We start from the raw sequence: 12,435 nt of genomic DNA, 5'->3' as shown, positions 1-12,435 counted from the left end.
CAAAAATAAAAAAGCCTTTCAAGTTTTCTTGAAAGGCTTTTCTGTATGCTTTATCTTTTATTCGCGGTTCTTAAGCATGATCCATCCGGACCAGTTCATCTGAGCTTTTGACTTAGGGTACTCAAAATTAAATTTATACCAATAAGTCGCTGTAGGAAGTTTCTTTCCTCCTACCGTTCCATCCCAGACCGGTTTTTCTTTAGAGAACCTGAACATTTCCACTCCATATCTGTCAAAGATAGATCCTGTGAAATTTTTGAATTCACCCAATGCTGTAAGATCCAGTACATCATTCACACCATCATTATTCGGTGTAATGATATTATTGATCTGAAGGGTATAGAAATCAAAAGTTCCGACACAGTGAGTTCCTACTCTTCTGATCAATATGGTATAGTTGGTATTGTCTAGAAGATTAGTGAAAATATTGGACTGCTGCCATGTAATTCCATTATCCAGGGAATATTCCAAAGTGCTTGGAGTATTGTTCATCATAGGATTTTCAGCAATAATCGTCACTGTTTTTTTGGCACTTTCATACTGAACGGCTGTTACGAAAGGAGTGGCCGCACCTCCCACTTTCGCCGTGAAAATCTTTTTACAGAATCCGTTATCAACTTCTACAGTGTAAATACCCCAGCTGTCTGCAGTAATAGTCTGAGTAGTTGCTCCCGTGCTCCATAAATATTTGTAGTTCGGCCCGGCACCTGCGTCTAAAGTAATACGGTCACCCAGACACATTTCTACATCTTTTAAAGGTGAGGTAATTTCAGGAGTAACCTCCACTGTAATGGAAGCCGGGTTTAATGAACGGCATCCTTTTGTCCCGACTGCATACACTGTAAATGTTGTAGTCTGGTATAAAGTTACCGTTTGGGTATTGCCGGTACCAGGGAAATTACCCCACTGGTAGGTTACTCCACCATCAGCAGTCAGTGTTACTGTTTCTCCCGGACATATCTTGATACGGGAAGATTTAATACCCGCCTTTGGTGTGGTTTCTTTTTGCAGGGTCAGTTCTATCATTTTGCTGCAGAAACCTCCGTTGGACACTACAACATACAGGATCTGTCCGTCCGTCCCGTTATAGTTTAAAATATTCTGAATATAATTACCATTCTGAGCCAAAGCATCAGCCTGATCAACATAAAACTTGAATACTGCTCCCGGAGTCGGGCTTATTGAAGGCATAGCCTCAGTCAGGTCAAAAGTGGTAATATCCGGTGTGGAACATAGCAGAAGCGTAGCATCCTGTGCCTGCGGAGTAGTTCCTCCATGAATCTGTATAGTCGCTTTACCCGGACAAGGATTCCCCGGAACACTTACCTCAATAGTATAAGTTCCCGGTTGAACAGCCGTAATGGTATTAGTCGTTGCACCAGTTATAGGGGCCCCATTCAGATACCACTGGTATAATAGGTTAGGGTCGCTTACCGAAGCAGTAATTAACTGAGGTTCGTTATCACAAACATTAATATCAGAAGGTAAAGTGGCACCGCTAGGGTCTAAAAGCTCAACACCAATATTAAATGATCCTCCTTCTAAAAATACGGCAGAATCCCAGCCATGATCTTCATAACTTCCCGGTGAATAATCTGCAACGACCATTTTAAAGTGATATTGCTGCCCTGCCATTACAGTCGCAGTTGCAGTAAGAGGAATTGTTCTTCCTTCAAAATTTGTTTCAACATTACCGGTATTATAACCTCCAAAAAACTGTTCGTTAACAGCAGGGCATCCCCCGCCACCAGTAATTAACGGGTGAATATTGGTAATGCTTACAGGACCGGCACCACCGGGAAGTATTGCCATATTCTGGTAAGGCCCACCCGATGTAGGTCTAAGCAAAATAGCAAAGGCATCTGCGTACTGACATGGAAATGAACCGGAGTACTCTTCGGATGCCAGGATATAATTAAATTTAATCTGTGAAGTAGTAGGAACAAAGTCAAATTCCAGAAGAACAGCATCCGTCAGTGTCCCGGTAGATCCAATGGCCTGTGCAAGATCGGAATCCGTTCCTCCCCCGTTATTGTCACTCAGGTTTCCTTCCGGTCCGTTACCGGCTCTTCTGGCTTTCCCTGTAGAAAGTACAATCCCATCCTTAAAAGGAAAATTGGTTGTTCCTTTGTGGAAATATCCCCATGATCTGTCAGCATCAGATACGGCATGGTTCGGAGTAATTTTCACATTGGATACCGCAGGTGTTACGCAGGTATTTGTACCTGAAGAGATCAGGACATCTTTTACCAGTTGTGTAATGGAATAGCTGGATTCCGTATATCCCGGAGCATTCACATCAATAAAAGTGCCCGCTTTCTGAGTAGCTGATCCTGAAGGTTGATTTTTGGGAGGCTTGCGGGGCCCGTCTGTTTGAGAATATAAAAATGTCGATACGACCAAGAAAAATAAAAGGAATAGTAGATTTCTTCGCATAATACTTTTGTTTCAACAAATTTAATTTATTTCTAAATATATCCTATATTTTTTATCTATTTTTTAATATAAAAAAAACAAACCTTCCAAATATGGAAGGTTTGCATGTTAGTTTCTATTTTTTAGCAATATCCAGCCTGAGCGGAGTTCGAGCTTTTTACTTGCCGGATTTTCCCATTGTACCTTATACCAGTAAGTGCCTGTAGCAAGGTTCAGACCTTTTAAAGAGCCTCTCCAGACTGCATCGGTTTTAGTAGCCCTGAAGAGTTCTGCACCATAGCGGTCAAAAATTGATGCTGCAAAATTATTATAGCCACTGATTCCGGAGAAATCAATCGTATCATTCACTCCATCCATATTAGGTGTAATAGCGTTGCTGATTACAAAGGTGAAGTAATCCAACGTTGTACCACATTTTGCATCTACTACCCTTACCATCAGATGGTAGTTGGTATTGTTCAATACATTATAGAATATATTGGATGACTGCCATACTACTCCTCCGTCTATGGAGTATTCTAAAGCACCTCCTGTAGGATTACTTGCCGTAAGGGTAAGCACATGGTTATCGTATACGATATTCGTAAATTTAGGCAGATCCGGATTTAACAGTTTCCCAGTAAATGTTTTGGAACACGTTCCGTTACTGATGGTAACAGTATAAGTTCCGGGAACATTGGTAGATATGGTTTGAGTGGTTGCTCCGGTATTCCATAAATAGGTATAATTCGTACCTGGGCCGGCGTCTAAAACTCCTGTATCTCCTTCACATACATATACATCTTCCAAGGTTGATACAATAGCAGGAACTACTTCAATCGTTACTTTCGCTGGATTTATTGAGCTACAGCCATTACCTCCAAGTGCATACACTGAGTATTCCGTAGTAATTGTCGGGGTAACTACCTGTGTATTTCCGTTACCCGGAAGCCCTACCCAATTATAGGTAACTCCACCTGTAGCGGTAAGTGTTACAGATTCTCCGGCACAGATTTTTATTTTAGATGCCGATAAACCTGCTGTTGGTGGTCCTACGGTAACAGTAACCGTTGCCGGGGTTGCTGAAACACAGCCATTAGCAGATACTGCATATACCGTATATACTGTAGTTAAAGTCGGAGAAACTACCTGTGTATTTCCGTTTCCTGGAAGTCCTACCCAGTTATAGGTAACTCCACCGGAAGCTGTCAGGGTTACAGATTCTCCCAGACATATTCGGGGTTGTGAAGACACTACAGTAGCTGTTGGTAATGTTGTATTTTGAGTTACGGTTACGGTTGCCGTATAAGTACAGCTTAGATTTCCAGGCTGTGATACATTGGTAACCGTAAGTGTATAGGTTCCTCCTGCGTTAACTACAGGGGTAAGGGTATTTGCACCTGATACAATATTTCCTCCTCCTGCTGCTGTCCATGCAATGGTAGATCCTGCAGGCACTACAGATGCCGAAGCATTTAATGTAGTCTGAGGTGTAGTACAGGTTATTTCCTGCGGTGCTGCTATGGTAAGTGTTGTTTCAGCTGTTCTTAGTAACTGAAGGGAAACCACATACTGACATCCTCCATTCTTTACCAATACGTATATGGTCTGATTTCCCGGAGGAGAATAAGTTGTAGGCGTTGTAATAAAATTAGTATTGCCTGCAAGAGCATCAGCCTGGTTGATATAGTAAGTAAAAGTAACCCCAGCTCCTGCTGAAGTAATCTGGCTCTGAGCAGTTGTCAGGTCATAGGTAAGTCCCGGAGCATAGCATTTATGCAATACGGCATTCTGCACAGTAATAGGCTGTGAAACTTCAATCGTGATTGTTGCAGGATTTTGAGAAACGCATCCATTGGCTCCTACTGCAGTTACTGTATAAGTTGTAGTTGCGGTAGGTGATACGGTCTGGGTATTTCCTGTTCCCGGAAGGCCTGTCCAGTTATAGGTAGTACCTCCTGATGCCGTTAAGGTTACGGATTCACCGCTGCATATCTGTATTTTACTTGCTGTAAGTCCTGTAACCGGTGGAGCACTGTCTCCGGTAACTGTAACACTAGCAGTAGCGGTACAGATCACCCCTCCTGGCTGATAAGTTTTGGATATGGTTAAAGTATAGGTTCCGGGAGCATTGATAACCGGGGTTAAAGTCGTTCCTCCTGAAACTATATTTCCTCCTGTGGTTGTCCAGTTAAAAGTAGATCCTGCAGGATAAACAGAAGCTGAAGCATCTAAAGTTGTCTGTGAGCTGGCACAGGTCAATACCGCCGGCGGCAGAATTGATGCCGTCATCTGAGGAGCTTTTACCAGCTGCAGCTCAGCTACTTTGGAGCAGAAACCGTTTTTAACAAGAACATAGACTGTTTGCCCACCCGGACTCGAATAAGTGGCAGGGCTGGGAATAGTATTTGTATTTCCGGCATTGGCATCTGCCTGGTTTACGTAGTATGAAAACGTTGCACCGGGCGTCGTACTGATCGAAGCATTTGCGGAAGGCAGATTAAAAGTTGCATTTCCGGCGGCATAACAGGCTGTCAGGGTAGCATTCTGTACGGTGGGGGAAGTTCCTCCCACTACTGTAATGGTTCCCGTTCCGGGACAGGTATTTCCCTGGATGAATACCTGAACACTGTATACTCCAGGCTGTGTAGCGGTATAGCTCGGACCTGTCTGGCCAGCAATAGGATTATTATTTAAAAACCACTGATAGGTAACATTAGGAGCCTGTACAGAGGCTGTAAATGTCTGGGGAGTATTATCGCACATATAAACCGTATCAGGAAGCTGAACTCCGGCAGGGTCTAAAATTTTTACCCCGATATCGAATGATCCTGCTTCCAGAAATACTGCTGAATCGTAATTTCTGTCGCTGAAATCTGCCAAAACCATTTTAAAGTGATAAGTTACACCTGGAGTTACCGTAGCTTTTGCGGTTAAAGGTATTGTACGCCCGTCAAAATTGGTTTCAACAACCGGATTATTTATTCCGGCAAAATAGGAAGCGTTAACGGCGCCACAACCTCCGGGAATTGCCGGGTGGATATTGGTAACACTTACAGGTCCGGCACCTCCGGGAAGTACGGCCAGATTGGTATAGGTAGGATCTGTTGCCTTTTTCAGCAATAAAGCAAATCCATCTGATTTGGTACATGCGAACTGGAACCCGGGCGCATATTCTTTGGAGGCAAACAAGTATCTGAATGAAATTTCTGTAGAAGCCGGTACAAAGTCGAATTCAATGTAGGTAGCATCTCTCAGTTCAGCATTATTGATTCCCAGAGCTGAAGCCAGATCTGTATCTCCAAGAGTATTTATACCATCATTCAAAATACCCTGATAAGTATTTCCTGCTTTTGCAGCATATCCTGTAGAAAGAACGATACCTTTCGCAAATGGAAAAGCTGTAGTACCTTTATTAAAGAATCCCCAACTACGGCCAGGATCGCTCACTGTTAAATTGGGAGAAACACTTACGTTGCTCACATTGGACGTAGAACAGGCTCCTCCGGAGATCAGCACTTCTTTTACCAGCTGTGTAATGCTGTATCCGGACTCTGTGTAATTGGGTGTATTTACATCTATAAAAGCACCGGCTTTCATAGAGGTTGCATTGGCTTTTTTTGCAGGGATCGTTGCTCTGTCTATGTTCTGAGCAAAAACAAAGTTTCCGATTAATGCAAAAAATAACGCCAAAAATAAATTTCCAATCCTCCTGTTTAACATTTTATAGTATTTTAAACAAAAATACTATTTTTTTTGATTGAAAGTTAATTTAACACAATTTACATTATCATTAATACAAGCTTACTTATTCTGCAATATAAATTTGCTTTATTTGAAAAATAATAAGAAAGGCTGACAAAAATGCCAGCCTTTCTATAAATTATATAAATGATTATTCCAAGTTTTTAAGAAGAATCCATCCAGTTTTCACTGCCATCTGTTTACTGGCAGGATCCTGATAGGTTACCTGATACCAGTAAGATGCGGTAGGCAGGCGTTTCCCCTGGAAATAACCATCCCAGTAAGGTCTGGTTTTTCCGGCCCTGAACACTTCTTTTCCGTACCGGTCGAAAACCAGTCCTTTAAAGTCTTTGTAGCTGCTTACTCCGCTGAAATCAATAATATCATTCACATTATCTCCGTTAGGGGTAATCACATTTTTCATGACGAATGTAAAGTACTCCAAAAAGCCTACACAGCTGGTATCCTTCACTTTAACACGGATGGATATGACTGTATTTTTAGGTACATTGGAAAATACATTGGAAGATTGCCAGGTAAAACCGTTGTCTACAGAATATTCTAAGATTCCGTTGCTAGGATTAGTGGTTGTAAGCACCATTGTTCCGTTGTCATTATAATCAACTTTTATAATTTCCGGAATCCCAGCCTGTATTACCAGGGTTTTAAATTCTTTGGAACATACTCCGTTGCTGATCGTTACGGTATATTCACCCGGTACTCCTACTGTAATACCCTGAGTGGTTTCTCCGGTATTCCATTCATAGGTATATCCCGGTCCGGATCCGGCATCCAAAAGGATCATATCTCCTTCACAGATCTGGCCTCCTTTCAGTGAGGAAACAATGGCAGGAACTACATCAATAGTAATAGTGGCAGGCTGTAAAGATTTACATCCCTGTGCACCGATAGCATACACGGTATAAGTAGTAGTCTGAGTCGGGCTTACCGTTCTTACGCCTCCGGTTGCGGAACTATCTCCCCATTGATAGGTGACACCGCCGGAAGCAGTCAGTACCAGAGATTCTCCTTCACAGATTCTTAGTCTTGGGGCATTAAGCTGAGCAACAGGTGTTTCTTCTCTCCTTAAAGTCAGGGTCACAAGTTTGCTGCAGAATGCACCGTTGGAAACAACTACATAGAGTACCTGTCCATCGGTACCGTTATAGTTGGTAAGGTTTGTAATAAAGTTATTGTTTTGAGCCTGTGCATCTGCCTGATTGGCATAAAAACGAAATACTGCACCTGCCGTTGTACTGATCTGCGGTTTTGCATCTTCCAAATTGAAAGTACTGAGGGCTGGAGTGGCACAAAGCTTCAGTGTTGCATTCTGAGCCGTCGGAGAGGTTCCTCCTATAATGGTAATGCTTGCCTGCTGGCATTCTGTTCCACCTACGAAGGTCTTCACCTGATATACGCCCGGGGAGGTCGCTATGTATGTGGCACTGGTTGCATTAGGAATCACTACTCCGTTTTTGTACCATTTGTAGGTCATTCCCGGAACGGTAGATACCTGCGCTTTTAATATCTGGGGTGTATTATCACACATGTTGATGGTGTCTCCCAGAGGATTTCCGTTACCGTCAACAATGGTCATTCCGATATCAAAAGATCCTCCCTGCAGAAATACGGCAGAGTCATAACGCTGGTCCAAAGCATCTGCAAGAACAAGCTTAAAATGGTATGTCTGGCCCGGAATAACCGTTGCCACTGCTGTAAGGGGAACTGTTCTTCCTATAAAATTGGTTTCAATATTGGTGGTATTCAGTCCGGCGAAGTACTGTTCATTAATAGTCTCTCCATCACATCCTACTCCATGCGGTATAATATTCGTAACACTTACAGGGCCTGCGCCTCCGGGAAGTATCGCAAGATTGGTGTAATTAGGATCGCCTACTTTTTTTAGAAGAAGGGCAAAACTGTCGGCAAAATCACCACATGGGAATCCGCTTGTATATTCTTCTGATGCGAATAAATAATTGAATTTCACCTGGTTGCTATTCGGAACGAAATCAAATTCAACGGCTACTACATCCTTCAGGGTAACCGGCGGATTAACGGCAGCTACCAGATCAGGATCATTAATCCCGGAACCCGGAACTTCGTCTGAAAGCGGATTGGTTCCTTCGTAACCGTTTCCGGCTCTTCTCGCTTTACCGGCGACTAACACTATACCATCATTGAAAGGAAAATTGGTAGTACCTTTATTAAAATATCCCCAAGCTCTTTCTGTATCCGTCGAAAGCTGATTGGGAGATACAGTAACGTTGGTCACATTGGGAGCAGCACATACAGATCCTCCGGATATCAGTACGTTTTTTACAAGCTGTTCAATGGTATAAGCAGACTGGGGGTAAGTCGGAACATTCACATCTATGAATGCACCAGCTTTCATGGTAGCCTCTGTGGCTTTTTTGGGAGGAGATTTCCTTCTGACATTCTGGGAAAATACTGCTGCAGAAGTAAACAGTAATACCAGAAATAAAAAGTATTTGTTTAATCTATAACCTAACATTTTATAATTGTTTGTTCAAATGTAGCAAAAATATCAGTAAAAAACATCTTTTTAACACAAGATACAAACAATTCACCACATGCATTCACAATAAATTTATTTTATAATTATATATTCCACAAAATTAGTAGGATTTATTTTTTCATCTTAAAAACAAAAGCAGACCGTTGATATATCCGGTCTGCTTTTGTTTTAAGAAAGCTATTTCTTTTTTATTCATTGTCTTTTTTCAGCTGCTCTATCTCTGTCTGAAGCTGGCTGATAATATCTTTTAAAGCCTTGATTTCATTTTTGTTGGAACTCACATTACTCTTCAGCATTACGTTTTTGGCTCTTTCATTATGGTCTTCATCATCTTCGTCTTCATTAATTTCCTCAATGTCTTCCTGGATGTCTTCAATATCCTCGTTGATCTCCTCGATATCTTCACTGATCTCTTCAATGTCTTCGCTGATTTCTTCGATATCTTCCTGAATGTCTTCAATATCTTCGCTGATCTCCTCAATATCTTCCTGGATATCTTCAATCTTCTCATGACTCTTGTTGACAGACATCTGAATGAAAATAGCAAGGTAAATCGCTTCCAAAGAGACTACTGTTGTAAGGATCAGAAGCATTTTGTCAAACTCAACAATATTGAGCATGGGCAGAAGAAATGATATGATAAAAAATAAGGTATGAACAATAAGTGAAGGGATAGACCCTACCCACCACGTAATACCATTCGCTATTTTCTCTAAAGCTTCTGTTTTTTCTTTTTCCTTTTTCATCTTTTCTGTGTTATAAAAGTTCTTTGGTCACCCCAAGGCCAAACAGGGCAAAATCATATTTGGCAGGATCGTTTTCATCAAATTTCCTGATGGCGGCATCAAGTTCTTCCACGGTTTTCCAGTCGTTCTGGGTTCTGAAAACCAGCCCGAGCTTTCTGGAAATATTTCCGGTATGTACATCTAACGGAATCGAAAGATGTTTCTGATTTATATTCTCCCAGATACCAAAATCCACGCCACGTTTGTCCTTTCTAACCATCCATCGCAGAAACATAATGATTCTTTTGGAGGAAGAGTTCTTATAAGGTGAGCTGATATGTTTATGGCTCCTGTGTTTCTCTGTTTCCAGAAAACTGCTTCTGAATCTTTCAATAGCATGCTGAAAATTCGTTTCCTGATCTTTTACGAGGAACAAATTTTCCAGGCTTTCATTTTCTTTATAGATCTTATTGAACTGCCTGATGAAGTAAGCAAAATCTTCGCCGTTAAACGTCCTGTGAATACTTTTTTCCCGAAGGATTTCCAGGTCTTTTTCAGAATGGTTCAACACGAAATCATACGGTGAATTCCCCATGATATCAAGCATCTTATCTGCTGACCGGATGATGGATTTCCGGTTCCCCCATGAAATAGTGGCTGCCAGAAAGCCTGCAATCTCAATATCCTGTTTTACACTGAAACGGTGCGGAATCTGTATAGGATCATCCTCAATAAAATCAGGACTGTTGTACTGATCTGCCTTTTCATTCAAAAAGCTTTTTAATTCTTCAAAACTGAGCATACCGTTCTTAAATTTTTACGCTTTCCAATGCTTTCGGCAAAAAGGTATTGGGAAAAACATTTCTGGCCTCATCGGTAAATACCGTCAGGTCTGCATACCGGTTCGAAAAATGTCCCAGGATCAGTTTTCCCACTTCAGCTTTCTGAGCGATCATTGCTGCTTCCAAAGCAGTAGAATGCCCGGTATAGTCTGCCATTTCTTTCAGATCATGAAGGAAAGTGGATTCATGGTAAAGGGCGGTTACGTTTTTAATGATCGGGATCACTGTTTCAAGATACCGGGTATCGCTGCAGAAGGCATAGGAAACAGGAGGCACAGGATCCAGGGTCAAGACTTCATTTTTAAGGACATATCCGTCACTCAAAACAAAATCTTTTCCTGCTTTTATATTGTGATAATCGCAGGTTTCTATTTCGCTGTATTTGGCAATTTCCTTCATATTCAGGTGCCTGTCTTTGGGCTTTTCTTTAAAAAGATACCCGTTGCAATATATCCTGTGATCCAATGGAATGGTATATACCTCTACCCTGCTGTCTTCATAGATCTTTTCAGAATAATCCTTATCAAGCTCGTGATAAATCACTTCAAAGCCACGGTGCGTCTCTGTAATGGTAAAGATGGTTTCCAGCATTTTCTTAATTCCTTTCGGACCATAAACATGCAGGGGATTATCTCTTCCCAGCAAACGGAAAGAAGCAATAAGACCGGGAAGACCAAAGCAGTGATCCCCGTGAAGATGTGATATAAAGATATGATTGATCTTTGAAAATCTCGCTTTCGCTTTTCTCAGCTGTACCTGGGTTCCTTCCCCACAATCGATCAGGAAGTGCCTTTCTTCCATTTCCAGCAGCTGTGCCGTAGGTGAAGAATTAATGGTCGGAATCGCTGAATTAAAGCCTAATATCGTTAAATAAGTACTCAAATCAATAGTTTATTGTAACAAATGTACGACAGAAAATCTAAACATAAATTTCAGATTCAGGTTTAAATGCTGAAAAGCATAGAATATTATTCTTTTACTTTTAAGAAATCCAGAAAGAGGTCTAATGCCTGTTTGCGGTGGCTGATCTTATTTTTGTCTTCGGGATTCATTTCCGCAAAAGTTCTTTCGTAACCTTCAGGAACGAAAATAGGGTCGTAGCCGAACCCTTTGTGTCCTTTATTTTCTGTGAGTAAATTTCCGTGAACCCTTCCTTCAAAGTAACGGGCACCATTTTCGTCATAATAACAAAGAACAGTAATGAAATAAGCTTTTCTATTCTCCTTACCTTCCAGCTCGCTTAAAACTTTTTCTATATTTTTTGCGAAATCATGGTCTCCTGCATAACGGGCAGAGAAAATTCCCGGTCTGCCATCCAGAGCTTCTACAACAAGGCCGCTATCGTCTCCTAAACTGGGAATTCCGGTTTTTTCGAAACAATATTTAGCTTTGATCAGGGCATTGGCATTGAAAGAATCGCCGTCTTCTACAATCTCCTCATGAATGTCATAATCTGTAAGGCTTTTAACCGTAAAATTATTCCCTAAAATCTGTTGTATTTCTTCTTTCTTGTGTTCGTTATGCGTGGCAACTAATAATTCCATTATTTCTAAAAATTTTCTATTTTGAAGTTTTTTATCTTATACTCTGCTTTAATATATCTGTTTAATTCCTTAATTATATCTTTAGCTTCTTTTTGCAGATCCGCCTTATCTGAACTATCATTAAAGGTTCGGAAAACCCTTGTTGGATTGATAATCAAAATCGGTTTTATTATATTATTCCTCAATTTTATTTCGATGGTTCCATACATCCTCCGTATCGATTTTCTTCTAATATAAGCCTGTTCATCTTTGCCGGATATGATGAATTCTTTAATATCCTGAAGTTCATAGGTATCCGATGTAAGTAATGTTTTTCTGTGAACAAGTTTACTCTCTTTTTTTAAAATCCTGACAATATTTCTTCTGACTCTGATAATCATAGAAACAGCATCAATAAAAAAAATGCATCCTGCAATAAGAAATCCTGAACCGACAACCAGTTCCAATATTGTATTTTTATAAACAGCCCCATATAGAAAAAGGGAACCTATTGATAGAGGTAGTATGGCTATGGTAAGTTTAACAGCAAAATCAATCCAGTCTTTTTTCGAGAGAGAATAATGCAATGAAACTGTTTCTTCATTTTCTTCAATTGAAAAGTTACCGATCTGCTTTGTCATGAAAAG

The 12,435-nt window shown here is 40.9% G+C and carries 8 protein-coding genes; all 8 read right to left on the bottom strand.

The features are described 5' to 3' along the window. Window positions 1-57 precede the first annotated feature (57 nt). The 8 genes from BUB03_RS13525 to BUB03_RS13490 all read right to left on the bottom strand — a co-directional run bounded on the left by BUB03_RS13525 (window position 58) and on the right by BUB03_RS13490 (window position 12,429). Window positions 58-2,436 (bottom strand): choice-of-anchor L domain-containing protein, encoded by a 2,379-nt coding sequence (locus BUB03_RS13525; RefSeq protein ID WP_073063989.1) that lies wholly within the window; start codon window positions 2,434-2,436, stop codon window positions 58-60. 108 nt (window positions 2,437-2,544) lie between these two features. Next, window positions 2,545-6,138, bottom strand: coding sequence for a choice-of-anchor L domain-containing protein (locus BUB03_RS13520; RefSeq protein ID WP_073063986.1), 3,594 nt, complete (start codon window positions 6,136-6,138; stop codon window positions 2,545-2,547). Window positions 6,139-6,310: 172 nt separating this feature from the next. Beyond that, complete coding sequence (locus tag BUB03_RS13515; protein ID WP_073063983.1) at window positions 6,311-8,674, bottom strand: choice-of-anchor L domain-containing protein; 2,364 nt, start codon at window positions 8,672-8,674, stop codon at window positions 6,311-6,313. A gap of 212 nt (window positions 8,675-8,886) precedes the next feature. Then, complete coding sequence (locus BUB03_RS13510) at window positions 8,887-9,444, bottom strand: DUF1003 domain-containing protein (protein ID WP_040995868.1); 558 nt, start codon at window positions 9,442-9,444, stop codon at window positions 8,887-8,889. Between the two features lie 10 nt (window positions 9,445-9,454). Continuing rightward, window positions 9,455-10,225 (bottom strand): TIGR02757 family protein, encoded by a 771-nt coding sequence (locus tag BUB03_RS13505; protein WP_073063980.1) that lies wholly within the window; start codon window positions 10,223-10,225, stop codon window positions 9,455-9,457. A gap of 7 nt (window positions 10,226-10,232) precedes the next feature. Next, window positions 10,233-11,147, bottom strand: a complete 915-nt coding sequence (locus BUB03_RS13500; RefSeq protein WP_073063978.1) for a ribonuclease Z — start codon at window positions 11,145-11,147, stop codon at window positions 10,233-10,235. An 86-nt stretch (window positions 11,148-11,233) separates the two neighbouring features. Continuing rightward, window positions 11,234-11,809 (bottom strand): RdgB/HAM1 family non-canonical purine NTP pyrophosphatase, encoded by a 576-nt coding sequence (rdgB, locus tag BUB03_RS13495; RefSeq protein ID WP_040995863.1) that lies wholly within the window; start codon window positions 11,807-11,809, stop codon window positions 11,234-11,236. Window positions 11,810-11,814: 5 nt separating this feature from the next. After that, the gene (locus BUB03_RS13490; RefSeq protein ID WP_040995861.1) at window positions 11,815-12,429 is read right to left on the bottom strand and encodes a hypothetical protein; all 615 of its coding nucleotides are present in this window, start codon (window positions 12,427-12,429) and stop codon (window positions 11,815-11,817) included. Window positions 12,430-12,435 lie beyond the last annotated feature (6 nt).

This window comes from Chryseobacterium oranimense, from assembly GCF_900129755.1.
In the GTDB taxonomy this organism is placed as follows: domain Bacteria; phylum Bacteroidota; class Bacteroidia; order Flavobacteriales; family Weeksellaceae; genus Chryseobacterium; species Chryseobacterium oranimense.
This window is presented reverse-complemented; position numbering and strand designations above follow the sequence as displayed.